The sequence below is a fragment of the Ilumatobacter fluminis genome (assembly GCF_004364865.1).
In the GTDB taxonomy this organism is placed as follows: domain Bacteria; phylum Actinomycetota; class Acidimicrobiia; order Acidimicrobiales; family Ilumatobacteraceae; genus Ilumatobacter; species Ilumatobacter fluminis.
Window position 1 is genome coordinate 2,167,513 of sequence record NZ_SOAU01000001.1, and the last position, 24,669, is coordinate 2,192,181.

The 24,669-nt window shown below is 68.6% G+C and carries 27 protein-coding genes; 19 read left to right on the forward strand and 8 right to left on the reverse strand.

Going from position 1 to position 24,669, the window contains the following annotated elements; all coding sequences use genetic code 11:
- Positions 1–76: 76 nt before the first annotated feature.
- Together BDK89_RS09840 and BDK89_RS09845 are read right to left on the reverse strand one after the other, a co-directional pair.
- Positions 77–487: an HNH endonuclease signature motif containing protein gene (locus tag BDK89_RS09840; protein WP_133868788.1), complete on the reverse strand. Its 411-nt coding sequence runs from the start codon at positions 485–487 to the stop codon at positions 77–79.
- Positions 451–1,083, reverse strand: coding sequence for a DUF222 domain-containing protein (locus tag BDK89_RS09845; protein ID WP_133868789.1), 633 nt, complete (start codon positions 1,081–1,083; stop codon positions 451–453). The genes BDK89_RS09840 and BDK89_RS09845 overlap by 37 nt, the downstream gene beginning before the upstream one ends.
- Positions 1,084–1,253: 170 nt before the next feature.
- Between BDK89_RS09845 and BDK89_RS09850 the strand changes: the two genes are divergently transcribed.
- Positions 1,254–1,436, forward strand: coding sequence for a hypothetical protein (locus BDK89_RS09850; protein WP_133868790.1), 183 nt, complete (start codon positions 1,254–1,256; stop codon positions 1,434–1,436).
- Positions 1,437–1,460: 24 nt separating this feature from the next.
- Here BDK89_RS09850 and BDK89_RS09855 read toward each other — a convergent pair whose 3' ends face one another.
- Entirely contained in the window at positions 1,461–2,090 is a 630-nt protein-coding gene (locus BDK89_RS09855) for a maleylpyruvate isomerase N-terminal domain-containing protein (protein WP_208294021.1), read from the reverse strand.
- A 50-nt stretch (positions 2,091–2,140) separates the two neighbouring features.
- Between BDK89_RS09855 and BDK89_RS09860 the strand changes: the two genes are divergently transcribed.
- The 3 genes from BDK89_RS09860 (at position 2,141) to acmB (ending at position 5,623) form a co-directional block, all read left to right on the forward strand.
- Positions 2,141–3,142 (forward strand): alpha/beta hydrolase, encoded by a 1,002-nt coding sequence (locus BDK89_RS09860; RefSeq protein ID WP_208294022.1) that lies wholly within the window; start codon positions 2,141–2,143, stop codon positions 3,140–3,142.
- 65 nt (positions 3,143–3,207) lie between these two features.
- Complete coding sequence (locus BDK89_RS09865; protein WP_133868791.1) at positions 3,208–4,251, forward strand: helix-turn-helix domain-containing protein; 1,044 nt, start codon at positions 3,208–3,210, stop codon at positions 4,249–4,251.
- A gap of 136 nt (positions 4,252–4,387) precedes the next feature.
- Positions 4,388–5,623, forward strand: a complete 1,236-nt coding sequence (gene acmB, locus BDK89_RS09870) for a methyl acetate hydrolase AcmB (RefSeq protein ID WP_133871044.1) — start codon at positions 4,388–4,390, stop codon at positions 5,621–5,623.
- Between the two features lie 69 nt (positions 5,624–5,692).
- Here the strand turns inward: acmB and BDK89_RS09875 are convergent, their stop codons facing one another.
- Positions 5,693–6,454: a fatty acid desaturase gene (locus tag BDK89_RS09875; RefSeq protein ID WP_166657496.1), complete on the reverse strand. Its 762-nt coding sequence runs from the start codon at positions 6,452–6,454 to the stop codon at positions 5,693–5,695.
- Positions 6,455–6,529: 75 nt separating this feature from the next.
- On the opposite strand from BDK89_RS09875, the gene BDK89_RS09880 reads away from it, so the two are divergent.
- From BDK89_RS09880 to BDK89_RS09930, 11 genes are all read left to right on the forward strand, one after another.
- On the forward strand, positions 6,530–7,180 hold the full coding sequence (locus tag BDK89_RS09880; RefSeq protein WP_133868793.1) for a TetR/AcrR family transcriptional regulator: 651 nt from the start codon (positions 6,530–6,532) through the stop codon (positions 7,178–7,180).
- 85 nt (positions 7,181–7,265) lie between these two features.
- Positions 7,266–9,419 carry an acetate--CoA ligase family protein gene (locus tag BDK89_RS09885; RefSeq protein ID WP_133868794.1) on the forward strand — a complete coding sequence of 718 codons (2,154 nt, stop codon included), beginning with the start codon at positions 7,266–7,268 and terminating at the stop codon, positions 9,417–9,419.
- Complete coding sequence (gene dacB / locus BDK89_RS09890; RefSeq protein WP_133868795.1) at positions 9,416–10,894, forward strand: D-alanyl-D-alanine carboxypeptidase/D-alanyl-D-alanine endopeptidase; 1,479 nt, start codon at positions 9,416–9,418, stop codon at positions 10,892–10,894. Before BDK89_RS09885 ends, dacB (BDK89_RS09890) begins: the two co-directional genes overlap by 4 nt.
- A 3-nt stretch (positions 10,895–10,897) precedes the next feature.
- Positions 10,898–12,337, forward strand: a complete 1,440-nt coding sequence (gene dacB / locus BDK89_RS09895; RefSeq protein ID WP_133868796.1) for a D-alanyl-D-alanine carboxypeptidase/D-alanyl-D-alanine endopeptidase — start codon at positions 10,898–10,900, stop codon at positions 12,335–12,337.
- Between the two features lie 33 nt (positions 12,338–12,370).
- Positions 12,371–13,012: an LON peptidase substrate-binding domain-containing protein gene (locus BDK89_RS09900; RefSeq protein WP_166657497.1), complete on the forward strand. Its 642-nt coding sequence runs from the start codon at positions 12,371–12,373 to the stop codon at positions 13,010–13,012.
- Between the two features lie 40 nt (positions 13,013–13,052).
- On the forward strand, positions 13,053–13,412 hold the full coding sequence (locus BDK89_RS09905; RefSeq protein ID WP_133868797.1) for a phage holin family protein: 360 nt from the start codon (positions 13,053–13,055) through the stop codon (positions 13,410–13,412).
- A complete protein-coding gene (locus BDK89_RS09910) occupies positions 13,409–13,627 on the forward strand; it encodes an LPXTG cell wall anchor domain-containing protein (protein WP_133868798.1) in 219 nt (72 codons plus the stop codon). The genes BDK89_RS09905 and BDK89_RS09910 overlap by 4 nt, the downstream gene beginning before the upstream one ends.
- 4 nt (positions 13,628–13,631) lie before the next feature.
- Positions 13,632–13,967, forward strand: coding sequence for a hypothetical protein (locus BDK89_RS09915; RefSeq protein ID WP_133868799.1), 336 nt, complete (start codon positions 13,632–13,634; stop codon positions 13,965–13,967).
- A 5-nt stretch (positions 13,968–13,972) separates the two neighbouring features.
- Complete coding sequence (locus BDK89_RS09920; protein WP_133868800.1) at positions 13,973–14,167, forward strand: MoaD/ThiS family protein; 195 nt, start codon at positions 13,973–13,975, stop codon at positions 14,165–14,167.
- 24 nt (positions 14,168–14,191) lie between these two features.
- The gene (locus BDK89_RS09925) at positions 14,192–15,208 is read left to right on the forward strand and encodes a PP-loop family protein (RefSeq protein ID WP_133868801.1); all 1,017 of its coding nucleotides are present in this window, start codon (positions 14,192–14,194) and stop codon (positions 15,206–15,208) included.
- Entirely contained in the window at positions 15,208–16,044 is an 837-nt protein-coding gene (locus BDK89_RS09930) for a tRNA (adenine-N1)-methyltransferase (RefSeq protein WP_133868802.1), read from the forward strand. The genes BDK89_RS09925 and BDK89_RS09930 overlap by 1 nt, the downstream gene beginning before the upstream one ends.
- Positions 16,045–16,217: 173 nt before the next feature.
- Here BDK89_RS09930 and BDK89_RS09935 read toward each other — a convergent pair whose 3' ends face one another.
- Both BDK89_RS09935 and BDK89_RS09940 read right to left on the reverse strand, forming a co-directional pair.
- Entirely contained in the window at positions 16,218–16,463 is a 246-nt protein-coding gene (locus BDK89_RS09935) for a ferredoxin (protein ID WP_133868803.1), read from the reverse strand.
- A 121-nt stretch (positions 16,464–16,584) separates the two neighbouring features.
- Positions 16,585–17,547 (reverse strand): NAD(P)H-dependent flavin oxidoreductase, encoded by a 963-nt coding sequence (locus tag BDK89_RS09940; protein ID WP_133868804.1) that lies wholly within the window; start codon positions 17,545–17,547, stop codon positions 16,585–16,587.
- Positions 17,548–17,619: 72 nt separating this feature from the next.
- Between BDK89_RS09940 and arc the strand changes: the two genes are divergently transcribed.
- Both arc and BDK89_RS09950 read left to right on the forward strand, forming a co-directional pair.
- Positions 17,620–19,407, forward strand: a complete 1,788-nt coding sequence (gene arc / locus BDK89_RS09945; RefSeq protein WP_424955300.1) for a proteasome ATPase — start codon at positions 17,620–17,622, stop codon at positions 19,405–19,407.
- A 6-nt stretch (positions 19,408–19,413) separates the two neighbouring features.
- Positions 19,414–19,815 (forward strand): hypothetical protein, encoded by a 402-nt coding sequence (locus BDK89_RS09950; protein ID WP_133868805.1) that lies wholly within the window; start codon positions 19,414–19,416, stop codon positions 19,813–19,815.
- Positions 19,816–19,907: 92 nt separating this feature from the next.
- Here the strand turns inward: BDK89_RS09950 and BDK89_RS09955 are convergent, their stop codons facing one another.
- Positions 19,908–20,891, reverse strand: a complete 984-nt coding sequence (locus BDK89_RS09955) for an LLM class flavin-dependent oxidoreductase (RefSeq protein WP_133868806.1) — start codon at positions 20,889–20,891, stop codon at positions 19,908–19,910.
- Positions 20,892–20,941: 50 nt separating this feature from the next.
- Positions 20,942–21,796: a universal stress protein gene (locus BDK89_RS09960; protein WP_166657498.1), complete on the reverse strand. Its 855-nt coding sequence runs from the start codon at positions 21,794–21,796 to the stop codon at positions 20,942–20,944.
- A gap of 82 nt (positions 21,797–21,878) precedes the next feature.
- Between BDK89_RS09960 and BDK89_RS09965 the strand changes: the two genes are divergently transcribed.
- Complete coding sequence (locus BDK89_RS09965; RefSeq protein WP_133868808.1) at positions 21,879–23,111, forward strand: acyl-CoA dehydrogenase family protein; 1,233 nt, start codon at positions 21,879–21,881, stop codon at positions 23,109–23,111.
- Positions 23,112–23,169: 58 nt separating this feature from the next.
- The gene (dop, locus tag BDK89_RS09970; protein WP_133868809.1) at positions 23,170–24,654 is read left to right on the forward strand and encodes a depupylase/deamidase Dop; all 1,485 of its coding nucleotides are present in this window, start codon (positions 23,170–23,172) and stop codon (positions 24,652–24,654) included.
- The last annotated feature ends 15 nt before the right edge of the window (positions 24,655–24,669 follow it).

A 24,669-nucleotide genomic window follows, 5' to 3' on the forward strand; every position in this document is an offset into this window, starting at 1 on the left:
CGACGGTGCGATCCTGGATCGAGGTCGGCCAGCCAGACCGTCATTGCGGCTGACTCGCGCTCGGAGGTGCACGCGGTCAGGCGGCGGCGTGTCCGTGGCGGCGGCGGTGGCAGGGGGCGCAGCGGAGTTCGAGTTCGTCCACGACGGTGCGCCCCGACACCGCGAAGTCGGGGACGTGGTCGTACTCGAGGAGCCCCGTGGACCCACAGTCGACGCACGCTCGGTCGCGCTCCTTGACGACGCGCTTCTGGCGGGCGGTCGGGTGACGCCGGCGCGAGCTGGCGTCGATCGGGCGACCCTCGGCGTCGTGGATCAGCGCCCGGATGAATGCGTCGGACGCGATGCGGGCGACGACACCGAGCGGCAACGGTGAGCCGTCGTCGAGGGTCGCACCGTCTTCGCGGACGTGGAGCACGACCTCGGTCGTGAGCGATCCTGCCGTGCCGGCGATCAGCGCCGACAACGCGTCGGCGTGCTGTTGCGCCAAGGAGGGCCACGCATCGAGCGACGCCGCGTCGGGCGATTCGTCATGACGTGGGTCTGGAGGCGTGCGATCAGCTGACCGGCAGCCAACGGAGCCAGCCGTGCCGTGAACGTGACCATGCCGTCGGGTTCGTTGCGCCAGACGACGGAGCGCTGTTCCTGGTGCAGCCGCTCGAGCTCGACGTCGTCGGATGTGCGACTCATCCACGCAGCGATCGCTCGGCCGAGCTGTCCGGCTGGGACGTCGGCCGCCAGTGCGACGAGCGCCGACTCGTTCTCGCTCGTCGCAACACGCGTCAGCGTTCGCACCTTGCTGTACGACAGCTCGCCGGTGTCGAACAGCCGTGCCACCAGCGGCAGGCTCCGGAGCGTCCGCCCGACGCGGATCCACTCACGAGCCGTACACACCTCGATGTCGGCGCTCGCTGCGATCCAGTGCGCCGCCGACGCCGAGCTGGACACCACCCACTCACCCGAGTCGGCGAACTCGGCGGCGAGCACGACGACGGTTCGCTGGTCGTTCGACCAGTTCGCAATGGCGTCGCCCAACGCCTCGGTCAGGGGTGCTCCTTGAGTGGCGGGAGATCGGGAACCGGACATGACTGCCTCCGATCGGATCGGGCTTCGTTTCCGGACCACCGTTCGGCGAGGGTGTGGTCGAGCTCGCTCGACTCAGCGTACTTCGGGGGTGTCACAGGGTTTCCGGGCTGACGCGTCTGCGGACGCGTCAGCCGATGGACGGCCACGCCGCCGGGGCGTAGCGTTCGGTCATGGACGACATCGACGATCGGGGGCACAGCGTGCTGACACCCGAGGGGCAACTCCAGTCGAACCGGGCGTTCCTGCGCGGCCTCGGCAGCCGCTACGGCGATTCGAGGGTTCGCCGCATCGTCGGATGGTGCGCGCTCGCCGGAGTCGCGGTGTGCATCGTCGCTGCCGTGCTCGCCCGCTGACTTACGCGTCCGCGGACGCGTCGGTCAGCCGCCGCCCAGCACCGACGAACGGGTGGGCACCGTCCCGTCCCAGTCGTCGAGCGGGGCACAGTGCCAGGCCCAGTCGCTCAACCGCTCCCGGCCCGACAGCTCGATCCGACCGTTGGCCCAACGGAGCAGATCCCATGGATCACCGTCACCCTCGATCCACGGGAACAACCGTGCCAGCACCGCCGCCGACAGGTCGTCGCTCGGGCGGAACTCGAGGCCGAGACCGCGCGCCGCGTCGTCGGTGTGGATCAGCATCTCGTCGCACGCCATCGCCGCGAACCCGGAGGGATCGGCGGCACCCATGGGATGGAAACCGCGCACGGTGTCGGGTGTCGTCTCGATCACACCGGCCACCACGCGTGCGTAGGCCGTCAGCGTGTCGACCAACGACCCGTTCGTGACGTCAGTCTTGACCCGATGCTCGACCGGCTCGAGGTCGTCGCCGCCGGCCGCCAGGTCGATCGCGTACCACACGCACCCCTCGGCGGCGTGCGCGACCACCTCGCCGACCGTCATCTCCAGGTCGGGGATCGGCACCGACCAATCGTCGTCCACCTCGCCACGGAGGAACTGCGCACACTCGTCAGCAGCTCGTCGTACCTCGTCGGCCCCGATCGATCCCACGGCCCGATCCTACGTACGCTGCCGACCGCGAGATGTGGAACCCTGGCGGGATGGACGCGGCGACGCACGAACCGAACCCGGCGACGGATCCGGGCGTCGCGGTTCGACCCGAGTTCGATCCCGAGCTCCGTGGGGGACTGGCGCTCGTCGGCGGCATGTTCCCGCCGACCATCACGCCGGACCTCGTCGACTTCATGCGGACGTCGTACGCCGGTCCGCCGGTCGCCGACTTGCTCGAGGGGCGGCGGATCACCGTCTGCGACGAAACGTTCGCCGGACACCGCGGCGACGAGGTCGTGGGATCGGTCTTCACCGCCGACGGGGCAGTCGGCGCCCGACCGACCGTGCTGTTCCTGCACTCGGGCGGGCTGATGTTCGGCGACCGTTTCAGCGGCCTCGACCGCGTCATCGACTGGGTCGAACGGTGGGCGGTCACGCTCGTCACCGTCGAGTACCGACTCGCACCGGAACACCCGGATCCCTACGCACGCGAAGACTGCTACGCAGCACTCGAGTGGCTCGCGTCGGACGCCGATCGTCTCGACGTCGACCCTGACCGCATCATGGTCGCCGGGGCGAGTGCCGGCGGCGGACTCGCAGCGGGGCTCGCTCTCGCAGCGCGCGATCGTGACGGCCCGCCGGTGTGTGCGCAACTGCTCGACTACCCGATGCTCGACGATCGTGGGCGAACCGTGTCGACGACCCAGTTCGACGGGATCGGGGTGTGGGACCGCGTCAGCAACGAGACGGCGTGGCGTGCCTCGTTGGGCGACCGGTACCAAACCGACGACGTGTCGATCTACGCCGCACCCGCACGCGCCACCGACCTGTCCGGTCTGCCGCCCGCGTTCATCGACGTCGGGTCGGCCGAGATCTTCCGCGACGAGGCGATCGAGTACGCCACCGCGCTGTGGCGCGCCGGCGGCAGTGCCGAGCTCCACGTGTGGCCCGGTGGCTTCCACGCCTTCGACATCTTCGCCCCGCACGCCACCTTGTCGCGAGGGATGATCGCGACCCGGGACGCCTGGGTGGCCCGGGTCCTGATCGACTGATCGGCCGTCCGGCCCAGTCGTGCTCTCGTTGAGTAGGATGTGCGTCTGCCCGAGGGAGGGGAAGAGTGCAGGAGCTCCTTGCGCGTCTGACGGCGCTCGACACCAGCGCAAGCATGTCGCTCCGCGTCATCGCGTGTTTCGACGAACTCGTGCGCGGGGGTGTCAACGCTCATGCGCTCCTCAGCGCCGGCGCGTCCATGGCCGGTTCGGTGGCCGGCTTCCACGACGAACGCTCCGGCCGCTCGATGCGCGTCGGTCCCGACGGTGTGGCCCTTCCCGACGATGCTGCCGCGCCCTCGATCGAACGGGTGGCCCATACCGACGACGGCCTGACGGTCTGGATCGAGAAGTCACCCCCGCTCGGGATGAACGACGCGATGGTCCTCGAACGGCTCGCGCTGGGTATCGGGCTCCGGCTCGGACGCAACCCACCCGACGGTCGCCGCGGTCTGTCGTCGGCCCTCGACCCCGACGTCCCGCCACACGTACGGCAGCAACTCCTCGTCGCGCTCGGGCTCCGGCCCAACGAACGGCATCGCATCGTCTGCCTGCCGCTGTTCGCCACGTGGCACCGTCACGGCCACATGGTCGAGGACGTCGTCAACACACCGTTCGGCCCCATCCACGTCGCCGTCGTGCCGGAGTCGGTGATCGCGATCGAGGCCAACCCGTGCGGGATCGGCGTCCCCATGTCGCTCGACGACCTCGACCGGTCCTTCCGGACGGCGATGGTCTGCCTACGTTTGAGCGCCCCGCCCGACGTCCCGACGGTCGTCGCCGACGACTACGGCGGTCTGGTCGAACTCCTCGCAGCGAGTCACACGGCCGGCCCACTGCTCGACGTCGACCCGCTCGACGCGATCATGGCCCACAGTTGGGGCGCCGAGACGCTCGACGCACTGGTGAGGGCCGGCTCGGTCCGCCAGGCGGCCCGCCTCGCCGACGTCCATCACTCGACCATGCAGACGCGGATCGACGAGATCCAACGGACATTGCCGTTCGATCCGATGGACGGCATCGGACGCACCCGCATCGGCATCGCCTACCTGGTGTGGCGCCTCCAACACTCCACCGTGTTGGTCGCCCCACCGACCGCCGAGCAGCGCTGAACACCCGACCCGCCGAACGGCGGGCCGACGGGCGAGAAGTGCGTCGCGATGGCGGTATCGCCCCGCCGTGGTGTTGCGTACCGTCGGAGTCGTGCACGGAGACCGTCTCCGCGCCGAGGGGCTGGAGGGGGCCATCATGAACGATCTCGCCGACGCGATCGACGCCGTACTCGACGACGCGACCACCGGCACGCCGCGAGTGCCGGGCGTGTCCGTAGCGATCACCGACCGAAGCGGCACGATCTACGAAGGAGCGCGTGGCGTCCGGAACATGGGATCGGAGGAACCGTTCGAACCCGACACCGTGTGTGCGATCTTCTCGACCACCAAGGCGATCGCCGGGACCGCGTGCCTGCAACTCGTCGAGGACGGTGCGCTCGACCTCGACGCCCCGGCGCGCGAGTACGTGCCCCGGCTGGGTGAGATCCAGGTGCTCGACGGCTTCGACGACGACGGGACGCCCCGTCTGCGTCCGCCGAAGCGGGACATCACGACACGTCATCTGCTGACGCACACCGCCGGCTTCACCTACGACTTCTTCAACGAGGCGTACACCCGTCTCGCGAACGAGCAGGGCCAGCCGTGGGTCGTCGACGCGTCGTGGGCGTCGATCACCACGCCGCTCCTCTTCGACCCGGGCGAGCGCTGGGAGTACGGCACGAACATCGATTGGGCCGGCATGGTCGTCGAGGGGATCACCGGCCAACGCCTCGGCGAGGTGATGCAGCAGCGCATCCTCGGTCCACTCGGCATGAACGACACGGCCTTCACGCCGACACCGTCCATGCAGGCTCGACTCGCGACGATCCACGCCCGCGAAGACGCCGACGACTCGCTGATCCCGCTCGACGGGGTCGCACTGCCTCCGGATCCCGAGATCCACATGGGCGGGCACGGCCTGTACGGGACGGCCCTCGACTACGTGAAGTTCATCCGCATGTGGCTGAACGACGGCCGCAGCGACGACGGCGAGCAGATCCTGCGTCCCGACACGGTCGAGATGGCGTCGCGGAACCATCTGCCCGCGGGCATGAACATCACGATGCTGCCCGGGGTCGGGGCGACGACCACCGCGTCGTCGATCCTGCCGGTCTCGCGCCCGAGACTGTCGAACGACGCCGAGTTCTTCCCCGGCATGCCGAAGACCTGGGCGTTGACCTACATGATCAACGACGAGGACGCTCCGACCGGGCGGCCGGCCGGGTCGCTGGCGTGGGCCGGCCTGGCCAACTGCTACTACTGGATCGATCGCCGGACGGGGCTCGGCGGGTACTGGGCGACGCAGATCTTCCCGTTCGCAGATCCGGCTTCGGTCGGGGGCTACCTCGCGATGGAGACGGCGGCCTACGAACACACCACCGTCACCGCCTGATCCCGGCTCGCCCTCAGAGCGCTCACCGCCGAACGCGTGAACTCCTCGCGGGATCGATCCGCGAGGAGTTCACGCGTTGGCGGTGACCGGCTCGGGTAACTGGCCGGGTGCGAGGACGATGTCGTCGAAGCGAAGTCGTGCCAGGCGGAGCCAGGTGAGGGGCTTGATCACGAACCAGCCGGGGTCGATCTGGTGCCGGCGGTGGGCGAAGCGGGCCGACGTGGGCGCCGCGTGGTGATTGTTGTGGAACCCCTCACCGGCGGTGAGGAACGCCAGCCACTGCAGGTTGGTCGCCGAGTTGCGGTACGGGCGCCGCCCGAAGTGGTGACCGATCGCGTTCACCGCCGCCGAACCGCCGAGGTAGTAGTTGATGTGCACGAACGCCGCGATGAGTGCGATCTGCCAGCCGAACACGACCAGCAGCAACGTGAAGCCGAGCGCCAGGCCGAGCCATTGCCGGTCGAACAGCCAGCGGTCCCAGCGGGTCGGCGCCAGATCCTTGGCGTAGCGGCGGATGTTCTCCTCGTCGTGGGCGGCGGCCCGGTACATCGACAGGTTCTTCACCTGCACCGTCAACCAGCCGGACACGGCGGGGGAGTGCGGGTCGTCGGGCGTGTCGGTGAAGGCGTGGTGCTTGCGGTGCACTGCGACCCACTCCCGCACCTTGATCCCGGTGCTCAACCACAGCACCGTCTTGAAGCCGGCGTGCGCGGGCCGGGAGAACTGGATCGCACGATGCGACAGCCCCCGGTGCAGGTACACGGTGGTGCAGAGGTTGGCGAGCGTGGTGGCGGCGATACCGACCAGGACAGCGAGCAAGATGGTGGTCACGACACCCACCGTAGCGGGGCTACCTACCGGTCGGTAGGTCGAGGTGGTGAATTCGGTGTTAGCGTCTCGTGACACATGGCCGTGCAACCCGAGGCGTCGCTCGACGACGCGATCGAAACCGGAATCAGGTCGACCCGCGAGCAGATCCTCGACGAGGCGCTGGCGTGCTTCGCGCAGGCCGGCTACGAGGGCACGTCCTTGAACGACATCGCCGCCGGTGTCGGTATCCGTCGGCCCAGCCTCCTGCACCACTTCCCGTCGAAGGAAGCGCTCTATCAAGAGGTGTTCGAGCACCTCCTCTCCGACTGGTTCGACCGCCTCACCGGTGCGATCGCGGCCCCGGAGGAAGGGTGGGACAAGGTCGAACTGGTCCTGCGCACCGGCTTCCGCTTCTTCGCCGACAACCCGAGCTACGTCCGCATGGTCCGTCGCGAGGCGATCGACGGCGGCCAGCACCTGGCGATCGACCTCGCCAGCGTCCTGCGCCCGATGTTCGACCTCGCCACCGAGTACTTCACCCGCGAGATGGACAACGGCACGTTCCTGCGCCAGGACGCCCGCCAACTCCTCATCACCGGCTACGGCGCACTCCTCAGCTACTTCTCCGACGAACCGTTCCTCGAGGGCCTGCTCGACGTCGCCCCGATGTCCGACGCCGCCCTCGCCGCCCGCGAAGAACACGTCGTCGACTTCTTCCGCGCCGCGCTCGTGCCGCGCCCCACCTGACCGGGCCGTCGCACTGGGAACCGCCTGAGCGGCGGCGCTCCAATGCCGCCACCCGAGGGTGGTCGGTCACTACCGTGGTCGGCGCATGCACGCTGGAACCACGCTGTCCGAATCCGAGTCGAAGACCCTGCTGGTCGGCTACGGACTCCCCATCGCCCCCGAAGCCGTCGTCGCCTCGGCGACCGAGGCCGCCGACGCCGCCGATCGGCTCGGCTACCCGGTCGTCGCCAAGCTCGAAGGCGCGGCGATCGCGCACAAGACCGAGCGTGGCCTCGTCCGCCTGAACCTGCCCGACCGGGCGTCGGTCGAGACGGCGGCGACCGAACTCCTGGCAGCGGCCACGCCCGACGACGGCGAGGTCGGCGTGCTCGTCGCCCCGATGATCCGCGGCAACCGCGAACTGATCGTCGGCCTCCTGCGCGACGTCCAGTTCGGCGCGACGGTGATGCTCGGCGTCGGGGGCATCCTGGCCGAGGCCGTGGCCGACGTCGTGTTCCGGCCGGCTCCGATCGACGCGGTCACGGCCGAGGAGATGATCGACGGGCTCGCCACCCAGAAACTGCTCGGTGAGTTCCGCGGCGAAGCCGCCGTCGACCGCCAGGCGCTCGTCGACCTGCTCGTCGGTCTCGGTCGGCTGTCGGTCGACCGTCCCGACGTCGCCAGCGTCGACGTCAACCCGCTGATCGTCACCGCCGACGGCGCGCCGGTCGCCGTCGACGCTCTGGTCGAGATCGGTCAGCACGACGCCGGTCACCTCCCGATGCGGCCTCGCCCCTCCGACGACGCCTTCTGTGCCCTGTTCGAGCCGAAGGGCGTGCTCGTGACCGGTGCGTCCACCCACCCGGGCAAGTTCGGTTTCGTCTCGCTCCACAACCTGCTCGCCTCCGGCTACGAGGGCGCCGTGTTCGGCACGAACCTCCAAGGTGAGAACGTGCTCGGCATCGACACCGTCGCCGACATCGAGGCACTGCCCGAGGGCGAGATCGACCTCGTCTTCGTGTGCACCCCGGCCAAGGCGAACCCCGACATCCTCCGGGCCTGCGCAGCCAAAGGGATCGGCGCCGCGTTCCTCACCTCCGCCGGCTACGGCGAGGCGGGCGAGGAAGGCCGTGCCGCGGAGCGCGACCTCGTCGCCCTGGCCGACGAACTCGGCATCCTCCTCGCCGGCCCGAACGGGCAGGGCGTCGTCTCGACGCCGGCGAAGCTGTGCGCGCAGATCGTCGCCCCGTATCCGCCGGCCGGCCGCATCGGCGTCGCCAGCCAGTCGGGCAACTTCGTGTCGAGCTTTCTCAACCTGTCCCGCTCGAGCGGCGTCGGCATCAGCCGCGCCGTCTCGGCCGGCAACGCGGCGGCGGTCAGCGTCGCCGACTATCTCGACTTCTACGCCGACGATCCCGAGACAGCCGTCGGCCTCGCCTACGTCGAAGGCATCACCGACGGCGCCGGCCTGATGCGCCGTCTCGGCGACGCCGCCGCCCGCAAGCCGCTCGTGCTGCTGAAGGGCGGCGCCACGGCCGGCGGCGCCAAGGCTGCCGCCAGCCACACCGGTGCCCTCGCCGCCGACGACAAGGTCTTCGACGGCGCCTGCCGCGCCTACGGCGTCACCCGCGCCCCCTCGGTCGAGGAAGCGTTCGAGGCGGCCGCCACGTTCGCGACCCAACCGCTCCCCACCGGATCGAACGTCGTCGTGCTCACCACGGCCGGCGGCTGGGGTGTCGTCACGGCCGACGCGATCACCCGAGACCCCGACCTGAACCTGCTCGAGCTCCCCGACGACCTCAAGGCCGCCATCGACGAACACCTGCCGGCTCGCTGGAGCCGCAACAACCCGGTCGACTGCGCCGGCGGCGAGACCCGTGACACGATTCCGACCGTGATGCGCCTCATCGCCGAGCACCCCTCGGTCGACGCCGTCGTCTACATCGGCCTCGGCATCCAGTCGAACCAGGCCCGCCTCATGCGTGAGGGCCGTTTCTACCCCGACCACGGTCTCGAGCGCATCGTCGAGTACCACGAGCGCCAGGACCGTCGCTTCGCGGAGGCGGCGGCCGAACTGAGCGATGCGACCGGCAAGCCGATCCTGTGCGCCACCGAACTCGCCGTTGCCGACCCCGACAACCCGGGTCCGGCCGCCGTGCGCGACACCGGTCGGCTGGCCTACCCCAGTGGCGACCGTGCCGTCGCGGCGCTCGGCCACCTCGTTCGCTACGCACAGCACCGGGCGCGACGAACCGCATGAACGCCCGGCGGCAGTCCGGTGCCGGCCCCCTCGTCGTCCTCACGATCGCAGCGCTGATCCCGGCGCTGCTGTTGTGGGCGATCTGGCGATGGGCCGACGGTGAGGCTGCCGCCGCCGACGACGCCGTTCCCGAGACCGACTCGTCGGTGCCGGTCGCGACCGAACCGGCGCAACCGGCCCTGAGCACCGGCCTGCTGTCGATGCGCCGGACGGCGGGCGAGCTGTCGCGCCGCCTGAATGTGGTCGCGTTCCAGGACGCGGCGACCTCGATGACCCCGCTGATCAACGACCGGTCGTGCAGCGCGATCTCCCTCGACGGCACCGACGTCGGCGCCGTCAACGCGGACACGATCGTCATCCCGGCCAGCAACCAGAAGATCCTCGTCGCGGCCGTGGCCGAGGACGTGCTCGGGAACGACTTCCGCTACACCACCCGCGTCGTCGGCCCTCAGCCGTCCGGCGGGGTCGTCAGCGGCGACGTCTACCTGGTGGGAGGAGGCGACCCGCTGCTGTCGGGTGAGTGGTACCCGGAGAGCAACCTCGACCGCAATCCGGTGTTCGACATCACCTCGCTCGATCAGCTGGCTCGCAACCTGGTCGCTGCCGGTGTCACCCGCATCGACGGCACCGTGCGCGGCGACGGCTCGCGGTACGACGACGAGTACTACATCGACTCATGGGGCGAAGGCGTCGCCGGCATCGAAGCCGGCCCGTACGACGCCTTGCTCGTCAACGATGCCCGAGTCCAGGGTGACGACCAGCGGGGGAGCGATCCGAACGAGGCGGGTGCCCGTGAGTTCGTCCGCATCCTCGCCGAACAAGGCGTCGTCGTCAGCGGCGGCAGCGGCACGGGCGTGGCGCCCGGCGACGTGCCGGAACTCGCCTCGATCGAGTCGCAACCGTTGCCGTCGGCGATCGCCGAGATGCTGACGAACAGCGACAACAACACCGCCGAGATGATGGTGAAGGAGATCGGCGTCGCCGTGTCGGGTCAGGGCACACGCGAAGCCGGCCTGAACGCGATCGCAGCGACGATCGCCGGGTGGGGGATCGACACGACGGGCATGGTGCTCGGCGACGGCAGCGGCCTCAGCCTCGACAACCGGATCAGCTGCGCGACCCTGCTCGACGTCCTGCAGTACTCGACCTACGACTCGTCGGTCGGCGCCGGCATGGCGATCGCCGGCGAGACCGGCACCCTCAGCGACATCTTCACCGACACCCCGGTGGCGGGTCGGATGCGCGCCAAGACCGGCACGCTCAACAACCCGCCCTTCGACCAGGACCCGCCCGCCGTGAAGGCGCTGTCGGGCTACCTGCCGGTCGACGGCGGGGGAGCGATCGAGTTCGTGCTGATCCTCAACGGGCCGACGATCAGCGACCAGAGCGAGTATCGGCAGGTGTGGGCGGAGCTCGTGAACGTGTTGAATTCGTTCCCGGCCGTCGCCAGCCCGGCGGCGCTCGGCCCCCGCTGACCCATGCGTGATCGCAACACCATCCCCCTGACCTCGCTCGTCGTCCTCGCGCTCATCCCCGTCGTGCTGCTCGGAGGCGTGTGGGGTCTGGCCGAGGCCAACGAACCGCCCGCCACCACCACGACGACCACGACGGTGCCGCCGCCTCCGGTCGACGAGTTGTCGACCGACATCCTCTCGTTCCGACGCCATCCGACTCCCATCGCCGTCGACGTCGCCGAGGCCGAGTCGCTCGCCGCGTTCGAAGCAGCGGCCGACGAGCTCACCGCCACGATCGGCGACGGGATGTGCCTCACCATCCGGCGGGGCGACGAGATCGTCATCGACGATCGCGGGCAGGACCCGCTGATCCCCGCCAGCAACATGAAGCTGCTCGTCGCAGCCGTGGCACTCGACGAGCTCGGCCCCGACCACACCTTCCGGACCGAACTCAGCTCGGCCCCACCGGTGGGCGGCGTCGTGGCGGGTGACGTGTACGTGATCGGGAGCGGCGATCCGGTGCTGGTCACCGCCGACTTCGTCGATCCCAAGCCGCACCCGGCGGTGAACACGACGACCCTCGATGCCGTCGTCGACCAGCTCGTGGCGGCCGGGATCACCCGGATCGACGGCGACATCGTCGGTGACGCCTCCCGCTACGACGACGAGTTCCGCGTCGACGCGTGGGGCGACGGCATCACGTTCTCCGACGCCGGTCCGTACGACGCCCTGCTCGTCAACGACGGGATGATCGGCAACGGCAACTTCGCGATCGTCCCCGCTCAGGCGGCGGCCAACGAGGTCGAACGCCTGCTCGAGGCGCGTGACGTCGACGTCGTCGGTAGCGCTCGCCAGGCCCCGACCCCCGACGACGCCGCTCTCTCCACGCTGGCCCTGATCGAGTCCGAACCGCTCACCGAGATCCTCGTCGAGCTGCTCCACACGAGCGACAACAACACCGCCGAACTGTTGCTGAAGGAGATCGGCTACGCGGCACGGGGTGAGGGAACTCGCGCCGCCGGCGCCGCCGTGATCGGCGAGCGCCTGACCGAGTGGGGCGTCCCGCTCCCCGGTGCGATGGTCGTCGACGGGTCCGGGCTGAGCCGCGACAACCGGCTCACCTGCGACTCGCTGTCGGCCGTGCTCGCCGTCTCGCCCGTCGCCGACGACCTCGCCGACCTGCTGCCCGTCGCCGGCCGCGACGGCACGCTCGACGATCAGCTGATCGGGACCCCGGCCGAAGGTGAGCTGCGGGCCAAGACCGGCACCCTGACCGGCGTCAAGGCGCTGACCGGTGTGATGGACGGCGACGACGGCGACCCGGTCGAGTTCGCGCTGGTGCTCAACGGCGACGGAGCGAACGACCCGGCCTCCTACACGCCGTACTGGTCGTCGGTGATCGACCTGATCGCCCAGTACCCGATCGTCGTCGAACCCGACCCCGACCGCTTCGCACCGCGCTGAACCGGCGCAGGTCGTTCGGCCTACCCTGGGTTCATGGCCGTCGTGCCCATGTTCCCGCTCGGGATGACGGTGCTGCCCGGTGGGGTGGTGCCGCTCCAAGTGTTCGAGCCCCGCTACGTGCAACTCGTCCAGGATCTCCTGGCCGACGACACGAACCCGATGGAGTTCGGTGTCGTGATGATCGAACGCGGTCACGAGGTCGGCGGGGGCGACATCCGAGCCGACGTCGGCACGATGTGCCGCATCGCCGACATGCGGGTCATGCCCGGCGATCGATTCGCCGTGGCGATCGTCGGCGCCGAACGGATCCGGGTCGTCGGCTGGCTGCCCGACGACCCGTACCCGCTGGCCGACGTCGACATCTGGCCCGACGACGGCGATCCGCCCGTCGACATCGCCGAGCGCATCGACGAACTCCACGACCGGGTCCGCCGCCTCAACCAATCGGTCCTCGACATGGGCGAAGGGGCGCCACCGCCCGATGCCGAGATCAGCGACGACCCCCGGCTGGCGATCTATCACCTCGCCTCGCTGTCGCCGCTCGGCGCGGTCGACCGACACCGCGTCCTGGCGGCGCCGTCGCTCGCCGAACGGTGCGATGTGCTGCGCGACGCCCTCGACGACGCCGACGCCGTGATCGAGTTCCGTCGTTCGTCCGGGGGATCCTCCGGATGATCGGGGGCGGAGCGCCGCGAACCTGATAGAAACGGGAGCCATGGCTGACGACACCACACGTCCAGCAACCCCGCCGCCCACGGCCAAGGTCGAAGGTGCTTCGGTCGGCGAGGTCGTCGACTACGTCAAGCGCTACGCGAAGCAGGAGACGCTCGGCCCGCTCAAGGGCGCCGGCACCTGGATCGCGATGGGCGCTGCTGCTGCCGTCTCGCTCGGTATCGGCATCATCATCTTGCTGCTCGGCCTGCTGCGCGTGCTCCAGGTCGAGACCGACATGGGTACGAGCGAGTGGTGGTCGTGGGTGCCGTACCTGATCGTCATCCTCGTCGGCGCTGCGATCACCGCGATCGTCGTGAGCCGCATCAACAAGACCTACCTCGACCCGAAGGACAAGCGATGAGCCAGACCTCCACCGGCGAGACGATCTCGGCCGACGAACTCCGCGACAAGATGCAGGGTCTGCAGAACTCCCTGCAGGGCAAGGTCGACGAGCAGAAGAACACCCTGCTCACCATCGGTGGCGGCGCACTCGTCGTGCTGCTGATCCTGTTCTTCCTGCTCGGCAAGCGCAGCGGCAAGAAGAAGACCACCCTGGTCGAGATCCGGAGGCTCTGAGCCCGTGGCGCTGCTCCCTCGTGCCCTTCGCCCGTCGTGGATCATCCGCCGCTGGGCGATGTACCAGGGCGTCCGGTCCGAGAGCGCGCTGTTCCGGTTCCTCGCGCTGTTCCTGATCGGCCGGACCCAGTTCCTGCGCACCACCTCGATGCGCCAAGGCGTCTACGGCGGCAGCCGCGGCTGGCAGGCCGTCGCCGGCGTGTTCTTCCTGAACGACATGATGAAGAAGCTCACGGTCAAGGAGACCGAGAAGCTCTCCACCGAGACGCTCAAGGCCGGCCAGTCGGTGCTGATCACCAGCATCCCGCCGGCCAAGAAGCGTCGCAAGCGTTCTGCCTGACTCCGATGCTGGTCCGCCTCCGGCAACCCAAGCGCGAGATCACGGTCGACGGGGTGAGCACCGTCAACCAGTTGCTCGACTCACTCGACATGAATCGCGAGTCGTTCCTGGTCATCCGCAACGGCACACTGGTGCCTGGTGATGGACGACTCGACCCCGACGACACGATCGAAATCCGCCCCGTCGTCTCGGGCGGCTAGCCCGCGACCCGGCGGAGGCCCCCGATGAGCGGCTCGAAGTGTCGCGTCTGCCGCGAACCGGCGATCATCGACCTCCCGCGTCACAACGCGAACTTCTGCGCCGAGCACCTGTTGCAGCTCTGTCGTCGCCAGGTCGAGAAGGCGATCAAGGACTACGACATGCTGTCGCCCGACGACCGCATCCTCGTCGCCGTCAGCGGGGGCAAGGACTCCCTGGCGGTCTGGGACATCCTGCACGAACTCGGCTACGCAGCCGACGGCCTGTACATCGGTCTCGGCATCGGCGAGTACAGCGACGTGTCGTACGAGTTCACCCGCGACTTCGCCGACGAACGCGGCCTGACGCTGACGACGGTCGACCTGCGCGACGAGTTCGGCTACGACGTACCCACCGCCGCCAAGGTCACCAAGCGGGTGCCGTGTTCGGCGTGTGGCATGTCGAAGCGGCACATCTTCGACAAGGCGGCGCTCGACGGCGGCTACGACGTCGTCGTGACCGGCCACAACCTCGACGACGAGGCAGCGGTCCTGTTCGGCAACACCCTGCGGTGGGACATCGACTATCTCTCACGTCAGCTGCCGGTGCTGCCCGCCCGCGACGGCTTCCCGAAGAAGGTGAAGCCGCTCGTGCGTCTGACCGAACGGGAGATGGCGGCGTGGTGCATCGTCCGTGGCATCGACTACCAGGTCGAGGAATGCCCGATGGCGGTGGGCAACAAGCACTTGTCGTACAAGGAGGCGCTCAACTCGATCGAGCGCGAGTCGCCCGGCTCGAAGGCCGCGTTCTACCTCGAGTTCGTCGACAAGATGGCGCCGTTGTTGGCCGAGCGCCGATCCTCGGAGCGCGCCCGGTTGCTGGCGTGCACCTCGTGCGGCGCACCCACGACCGCACCCGATTCGGGCGACGCACCGGTGTGCGCCTTCTGCCGGCTGCAGGAGCGCACCGCCGGTGTCGAGCCGGTGCCCGTCGAAATGGTTCTGAACAAGAAGGCCCGCAAGGCCTACCTGGCCGCACAGGCGGCCGCAGGAGGAAACGACTGATGCAGGCCCTGGCCGCGGGCGACCGCGTGATGTTGCTCGACGCGAAGAAGCGTCGCTATCTGGTGACGCTGCTCGCGGGCGGCGAGTTCCACACCCACGCCGGCTTCGTGCCCCACGACGACATCATCGGGCAGGGCGACGGCGCGGTGGTCAAGTCGACGAAGGGCGCCGAGTACACGGTGCTGCGGCCGACCCTCGAGGACTATGTGCTCGAGATGCCGCGTGGGGCGCAGGTCATCTACCCGAAAGATCTGGCGACCATCTGCATGCTGGCCGACATCGGACCCGGCATGCGGGTGTTCGAGACGGGTGTCGGTTCGGGCGCCATGTCGATGACGATGCTCCGATACGGCGCCGACATCGTGGGGTTCGAGGTCCGGGAAGACTTCGCGAAGCGGGCGATCGCCAACGTCCGCGAGTTCATGGGCGAGGGCGTCCTCGACCGGTACGACGTGCACATCGCCGACAGCTATGAGGGCATCGGTGAGGAGCACGGCACGTTCGACCGTGCGGTCCTCGACCTGCCCGAGCCGTGGCAGGTCATCCCGCACCTCGAGCAGCGCCTGCACCCGGGAGCCGTCGTCGTGGCGTACACCCCGTCGATCGTCCAGGCCCAGCAGGTTCGTGAGTGCTTCCGTGGCAAGTGGATCGACGCCCGCACGATCGAGGTGCTCCACCGCGGCTGGAAGATCGACGGTCAGGCCGTCCGTCCCGACCACCGCATGGTCGCCCACACGGCGTTCCTGTCGGTGGCCCGCTTCCTCGGCATGGAGAACCGAGCCATGCGCACCGACCCCAAAGTAGAACGCCTCGGCGGAGAACGCCCCCGGCGCTGACCGCCACCCCGTTCCCGCTGCGAGTGACCTGAAAACGAGCAAACCGCCCGACCCGGAGGGCCAGGCGGTCAACTCAGTTCTTTCAGGCGTCGGACCCTGCAACGGCGAACGCCGTGTCACAGTCCCCGGAGATCACGAGCGATGCGGCACACGCAAACCCGTGAAATCAAACCTTACGGCTCGATGAAGATGCATTCTCCCGGGCACTCTTCGGCGGATTCGACGACGGCGTCGATCTGGCTGTCGGGGAACTCGGCGAGTCCCTCGGCACCCTGGGGGTTGCCCTTCGCCTCGGCGAAGATCTTGTCGCCTTCGACCACATAGGCAAGGCCGTCGTCGAGCAGGGTGAACACGTCGGGGGCGATCTCTTCGCACAGCCCGTCGCCGGTGCAGAGATCCTGATCGATCCAGACCTTCATGTGAATTCAGACTCCTTCGAGCGGGAAATAGACAGTGCCGAGTTTACACGGCCGACCCCTCGGAAACGAACATGACGCCCAGATCCGACCAGGTCGTGACCTTCGTCCCATGTCCGGGCGGTCAGCGGGATCCGACGCCGGCGAGCCGGTCGACGACCTCGCCGAACTCTCGCACGGTGTCGCCGATGATGTCGGCCACGGGACGCACCGAGTCGATCCGACCCGCGACCTGTCCCGACAGGGCGATCGCCGCTTCCATGTCGCCGCCGTAGTAGAGCGACTTCGCGTCACCGAAGTCGGCGAACACGTTGTGCTCGGCGTCGACGAGTGCGGTCGTCCGCCCGGTCTTGAGCGCACGCAGGGCGGGGGAGTGGCGCTGGTTCAGGAGCACGGTGTCGGTCTCGGCGGCGTCGACGATCGCCTGCTTCCAGTTGTCGTGCACCGGTGACTCGGCGGCCGACACCATCCGGGTGCCCATCTGGACGCCTTGGGCCCCGAGGGCGAACGCGGCCGCCATCGTGGCGCCGTCGGTGATGCCGCCGGCGGCGATCACCGGCACGTCGACGCGCGAGCACACGAGCGGCAGCAGCACCATCGTCGAGACCGGGGTCGGCGACTTGAAGCCGCCGCCTTCACCGCCTTCGACGATCAGCCCGTCGACGCCGGCGTCGACCGCCTTCAGCGCTGCCTGCAGGGTCGGCACGACGTGGTACACGATGAGGCCCGCTTCCTTGAGCGTCGAGGTGTACTTGGTGGGCGAACCGGCCGACGTGGTGACGAACTCCACACCCTGCTCGATCACGAACTCGGCGATCGACGGGTCGCGGACGAATGCCTGCGCGATGTTCACACCGAAGGGTCGGTCGGTGAGATCCTTCATGGTCCGGATCTCGTCCTTGACGGCGTCGAGTTCGCCCGACGACGTCTCGATGATCCCCATCGCCCCGGCCTGCGACACGGCGGAAGCGAGCTGACTGCGGGCGATCCAGCCCATCGGGGCCTGCACGATCGGGATCTCGACGCCGAGCTGGCGGGTCACGGTGTTGTCGAACGCGGCGGGGAGGGCGGACGATGTGGCGGTCATGGCCCGGCAACCTACCGATGAGCACCAGGACCGGACGAGCCAGCCACGGATGGCGTTTCGGTGCCACGCGAGATCGCAGACGCGCGTGTAGGTTCAGACCAAGAGCACACGACCGGAAAGGAAACGGACGTGGACGACAGCGTGAACAGCGACGACCACCAGGCGAACGAGCGTGCCGCACTCGAGGCGCAGCTCACCATGGCCGCGGAAGAGAACGCCCATCTGCGTTCTCGGCTGGCCGACACGCCGAACCGCATCCGCTCGCTCGAGGAGCGGCTGCTCGAGACGAAGGGCCAGTTGTCGCAGGCGACGGCCCAGAACGAGAAACTGAGCTACACCCTCCGCGAGGCGCGCGAGCACATCGCGTCACTGCGCGACGAGGTCGACAAGCTCACCCAACCGCCGAATGCGTACGGCGTCGTGGTCGGCCTCAACGACGACGACACGATCGACATTCTCACCAGCGGCCGCAAGATGCGGGTCCAGGTGCATCCCGAGATCGACCTCGACCTGCTCGAGATCGGCGCCGAGGTCGCGTTGAACGAGAGCTTCAACGTGATCGACGCCCGTCACCCCGACACGACCGGCGACGTGGTGTCGCTGAAGGAAGTGATGGACGACGGCGTCCGGGCGATCGTCGTCGGCCGCGCCGACGAAGAACTCGTCGTCGAACTGGCGAGCCAGATCCGCGGTGTGCGGCTCCGTGCGGGCGACATGCTCCGGCTCGACCCCCGGTCGAACATGCTGCTCGAGAAGCTGCCACGGCCCGAGGTCGAAGACCTGCTGCTCGAAGAGGTCCCCGACATCAGCTACGCCGACATCGGCGGCCTCGACGACCAGATCGAGGAGATCGCCGACGCCGTCGAACTGCCCTTCCTGCACCAGGACCTCTTCGCCGAGCATCGCCTGCCGGCACCGAAGGGCATCCTGCTCTACGGGCCGCCCGGCTGCGGCAAGACCCTGATCGCCAAGGCGGTGGCCAACAGCCTGGCCAAGAAGGTCGCCGACAAGATGGGGGAGGGCAAGGGCCGCTCCTACTTCATCAACATCAAGGGCCCCGAACTGCTCAACAAGTACGTCGGAGAGACCGAGCGCCAGATCCGCCTCGTGTTCCAGCGAGCTCGTGAGAAGAGCGAGGAGGGGTGGCCCGTCATCGTGTTCTTCGACGAGATGGACTCGATGTTCCGCACCCGTGGCTCGGGCATCAGCTCCGACATGGAATCGACGATCGTCCCCCAGCTGCTCGCCGAGATCGACGGTGTCGAGGGGCTCCGCAACGTCATCGTGATCGGTGCGACCAACCGCGAAGACCTGATCGATCCGGCGATCCTGCGTCCCGGCCGTCTCGACGTGAAGATCAAGATCGAGCGTCCGAGCGCCGCTGCGGCAACGGCGATCTTCGCTCGCTATCTGACCGACGAGATCCCGATCATGGAGGGCGAGGACGTCCCCGTGATGATCGACCGCACGGTCGAGGAGATGTACCGCGACGACGACGCCAACCGGTTCCTCGAGGTGACCTACCAGAACGGCGACAAGGAGATCCTGTACTACAAGGACTTCGCGAGTGGCGCCATGATCGAGAACATCGTCCGTCGCGCCAAGAAGTTGGCGATCAAGCGGGTGATCAGCGGTGGCACGCGCGGCGTGTGCGCCGACGACCTGATCGCGTCGATCAAGCAAGAGTACAAGGAGCACGAGGACCTGCCGAACACGACGAACCCGGACGACTGGGCGAAGATCTCCGGCAAGAAGGGCGAACGGATCGTGTTCATCCGCACCCTCGTCAACCAGGGCGACGATCACGACCCGCTCGGTGGTCGCACGATCGAACGCACCCAGACCGGTCAGTACCTGTAGCGGTTCGTGGCCCCGATCGCTCTGCGCCTCTCGTGGCGCACCTGGGTGCGTTGGGTCGCGGCGCTCGCCGTCACGCTCGCCGTCGGGATCCTTGCGGCGACCGACTCGGTGCCGTGGTACTTCCGGATCGTCGCCGTGTTCGGCTTCCTCGGCGGCATGGTGGTGTTGCTCGATGTCGTCCTGTTCATCCGGACGTGGGACGTCGACGGTCAGCGGTGGTGGGTGCCTCGCCTGACGTCGCGCGGTCGCATCATCCCGGTCGACGACCGGCGGGTGGTCGAACTGCACCACACGTATCCGGCGCGCCTGCGCATCTCGGGCGACAAGGGCCAACGCGATCTCGTCATGAACCCGCTGGTCAGCGTTCGCGATCTCGACCGCTGGTTCGACCGCATCGCCATGGCATAGCGGAAGGGGTCGGAAGGGGTCAGGCACCATCTGGCGTGCCACGTCGCGGTGGTCGTCAGGTCGAATGCCAGATGGTGCCTGACCCCTTCCGGTCACCGCCAGGCGGCGTGGATGAGATCGAGGCTGCGGAGCCTGTCCTCGAGGTCGTAGGTGGCCGCCGTGAGCATCAGTTCGTCTGCTTTGGTCCGGTGGACGAGATCTCGCAACCCCTCGACCACCCGTTCGGTGCTGCCGATCAGCTGCTGTGATGGCATGGTCCGCGCCTGCTGGGCGTCGGGGTGGTCGACGGCAGCGTCGGGGGACACGAGCGGATTCCGCTTGTTCGTGCGGATCCCCAATCGGAGGATCTGGCTCGGGAGCCCGATGCGCGCCGCCTCGTCGTCGGTCTCGGCCGCCAGCGCACCGACGCCGAGGATGAGGTACGGCTCATCGAGCACCGGTGACGGCTCGAACTTGTCGAGGTAGAGCTGCGATGCGAGGTTCGTCTGACCGGTGTCGAAGTGGTGGGCGTAGGCGAACGGCAGGCCGAGCATGCCGGCCAGCTGAGCGCTGTAGCCCGACGACCCGAGCAGTGCCACGGTGGGGGAGCTGGTGAGCACCGGCGTCGCACGGAACGAGGTCCACATCCCTTCGTCGCCCCGCTGGTCGCCGAGCATCCCCATCACGTCGATCAGGTCGCGCGGGAATTTCTCGACGCTCTCGTGCGGATGACGGCCGAACGCCGACGCGGTCCGCGGATCGGTGCCCGGAGCCCGACCGATACCGAGGTCGATCCGGCCGGGGTACAGCGACTCGAGCAGTGCGAACTGCTCGGCGATCGCGAGCGGTGCGTGGTTGGGGAGCATGACGCCGCCCGAGCCGACCTTGATCCGTTCGGTCGTGGCGGCGAGGTGCGCTGCGAGCACGCCCGGCGTCGTCGACGCGACCGTTCCCATGTTGTGGTGTTCAGCGACCCAGAACCGCAGGAAGCCGAGCCGATCGGCGTGTTGAGCCAACCGGGTGGTGTGGTCGAGTGCGAGCGACGACGTGCCGCCGTCACGCACGACCGACAGGTCGAGGACCGAGAGGGGGATCACCCGTGCGACGGTATCGGCGTCGGGCGCGAGCGACGAGTGGCGGCCGCCACTCAGCGGACGATCGCGACCGGGCTGTGGCTGTGGCTCGCCAGATCGAGGCTCGTCGATCCGAGCAGGAGGCCCCGGAACCCGCCTCGGCCGCGCGACCCGACCACGATGAGGTCGGCCTCGCGTGACTCCTCGATCAGGGCGAACTCCGGCGTGCCGTTCACCGGGCGGGCGGTCACGGTGACGGCCGGATCGACGTCGGCGGCAGCGATCACCCGCTCGACGACCGCGATCGCGTCGGCGTCGAGGTCGTCGAAGTCACCGCCGGCGTTCGAGAACCGCCCGGCGGCGACCATCGGCACGAACCAGGCGTGCACGGCGTCGATGCGGGCCTCGGGGAACATCATCGCCGCGAACCGGAGCGCACGGACCGACTCGTTCTCGCCGTCTTCCAGGTCGTGATCGTCGACGCCGACCACCACGTGCAAAGGCTCCGGCGCATGGTCGCCCCGGCACACGACCACCGGGCACTCGGCGTGGTGGATGACGTGGTTGGCGGTCGACCCGAGCACCATCGTCGCCTGGCCCGAACCCTGGTGACCGACCGCGACCACGTCGGCGTTGCGTTCGGCGGCGACGTCGACGATCGCCCGGCCAGCGTGGCCCTGCACCGCCATCGGTTCGATCCGGTCGTCGTCGATCCGGTCGATCAGCTCGGCGAGCCCCTGCGCGGCGACGCGCTCCATGTCGTCGACCGGGATCATCGCCAAGGTGTCGATGCCGACCATCGTCGGGAGGCTCCAGGCGTGGACGGCGACGATCGAGTCGTTGGCGTAGGCGGCCGCTCGGGCCCACTCGAGGGCGCGTCCGCCCTCATCGGTCGCGTCGACGCCCACCACGAATGTCCGAGAAGTCATGTCGCGAGTCTCGCCGATGCAGCGCCGTCGCGCATGCGTCGCGGTTTCCGAGCACGACCGTGCGCCGCATACGGTGAGCGGCATGTACGCATGGTCCGAGGAACACCAGATGATCCGCACCGCGATGAAGGACTTCATCGCGAAGGAGATCATCCCGATCCGTGACGATCTCGAGCACGGCGACCTGCCGCCGTACGAGGTGCTCCGCAAGCTGTACACCCAGTTCGGGATCGCCGAACAGGCGGAGGCCTCGTTCTGGAAGCGCCTCGAGTTCGACAAGCAGGTGGCGGCGGGCGAGGTCGACCCGTCCGACCGTCCGAGCCGCCACAGTGGGGGAGACGCCGGCTTCTCGCTGATCCCGACGATCGAGTTGTGCCGCCAGTGCCCGGGTCTCGTGACGGCGCTCGGGGTTTCGACCGGTCTCACGGCCTCTGCGATCAACGGCAAGGGCACGATCGCCCAGCGCGAGCGGTGGGTGCCCGACCTGCTGACGCTGCGGACGGTCGGTGCGTGGGCGATCACCGAACCCAACTCCGGTTCGGACGCGTTCGGTTCGATGTTGGCGACCGCTCGGCGCGACGGCGACGAGTACGTCCTCAACGGCAACAAGACGTTCATCACGAACGGTCCCTACGCCGACACGATCGTCTTCATCTGCAAGCTCGACGAGGGCAACGACCCCAAGGAGCGCAAGGTGCTCAGCTTCGTGCTCGACGCCGGCATGGAGGGCCTCACCCAGACGCCCCCGCTCCGCAAGATGGGCATGCACTCGTCGCCGACCGGCGAACTGTTCCTCGACGACGTGCGCGTCGGCAAGGACCGCCTGATCGGCGAGGACGAGGACCCGAAGTCGGGCGGCGGCCGTTCCGGTGCGAAGGCCACGTTCCAGCAGGAGCGTGCCGGCGTGGCCGCCATGGCGCTCGGCATCATCGAGCAGTGTCTCGAGGTGTCGGTCGCCTACGCGAAGGAGCGTGTCCAGTTCGGCCAGCCGATCGGTGAGTTCCAGCTGATCCAGCAGAAGCTGGCGACGATGGAGGTCGCCCGGATGAACATCCAGAACCTCGTCTGGCGCACGATCGAGATGTCGAACGCCGGCGAGACGATGACGTTCGCCGAGGCGTCCGCGATGAAGCTCTACTCGGCCCAGCAGGCCACCGCGTGCGCCCTCGAAGCGGTGCAGTTGCACGGCGGCAACGGCTACATGGCCGAGTACCACGTCGAACAGCTGGCCCGCGACGCCAAGGTGCTCCAGATCTACGCCGGCACCGACGAGATCCAGACCCGGGCGATCGCCAAGGCCCTGCTGGCCGACTGAGCGTTCGGTGCCGCCCGCCGCCCTCGCCGACCGGACCGATCACGGGTAGGGTGCGCGTATGTCGATCCACAAGGTCTGCGGTATCGAGACCGAGTACGGCATCGTCGTGCGTGGGGGCGACAACAATCCGGTCAGCGCCTCGTCGCTCCTGATCAACGCCTACGTCAGCGCGACGTCGAAGAAGGTCGGCTGGGACTTCGAGGACGAGACCCCGGCGAACGACGCACGCGGGTTCAACCTCGACGCCGTCTTCGCGCCCGAGATCGAGACGACCCTGGTCAACGCCGTCTTGCCGAACGGTGCCCGCTACTACGTCGATCACGCCCACCCCGAGATCTCGATCCCGGAGGTCACGAACGCGCTCGAGGCGGTCACGTGGGACCGTGCCGCCGACGAGATCATCCGGCGCTCGATGCGTCACGCGGACAACATCCTCGACGACGGCGCCGAGGTCATCGTCTACAAGAACAACTCCGACGGCAAGGGCAACAGTTACGGCTGCCACGAGAACTACCTCATGGCTCGCGAGGTGCCGTTCGGTCGGATCGCCACCCAGATCACGCCCCACTTCGTCACCCGACAGGTGTTCTGCGGTGCGGGCAAGGTCGGCTGTGAGCAACCCGGTCGTGAACCCGGCGACGTCGCGTACCAACTCAGCCAGCGGGCCGACTTCTTCGAGGAGGAGATCGGTCTCGAGACGACGCTGAAGCGTCCGATCGTGAACACCCGCGACGAGCCGCACTGCGACCCGCAGCAGTACCGCCGCCTGCACGTCATCGCCGGCGACGCCAACATGAGCGAGGTCGCCACCTACCTGAAGGTCGGCACCACGGCGATCGTCCTCGCGATGATCGAGGACGACGTGATGGGCGACGATCTCGTGCTCGGCAATCCGGTGCCTGCGGTGCGCCAGGTCAGTCACGACCCGACGCTCCGGCAGACGATCATGCTGCGAGACGGCCGCCGCGCCACCGCGCTCGAGATCCAGTTCGGCCTGCTCGAACGGGCCCAGAAGTACGCCCAGACCCACGGTCTCGAACCCGTCGGCGCCGACGTCGGCCACGACGTGCTCGCACGGTGGGAGACGATGCTGACGGCGCTCGAGGCCGACCCCGAGTCGGTCGCCGACCAGGTCGACTGGGTCGCCAAACGGCGCCTGGTCGACGGGTTCCGCAGCCGACACGACCTACCGGCCGACTCGCCGAAACTCAAGGCGATCGACCTGCAATACCACGATCTCCGCACCGATCGGGGCCTGGCGTACCGCGTCGGTCTCCGCACGATCGCCGACCCGGACGAGATCATCGACGCGATCACCGAACCGCCCACCACGACCAGGGCCTACTTCCGTGGCCGATGCCTGCAGAAGTTCCCCGACGACATCGTCGCCGCCAACTGGGATTCGATGGTGTTCGACGTCGGGCGCGACCCGCTGCGTCGCGTCCCGATGATGGAGCCGCTACGCGGGACCGCCCATCATGTTGCTACGTTGATCGACGAGAGCACCACCGCCGCCGAGCTGCTCGATCGGCTCGGCGCCTGACACGAGCGAGGCCAT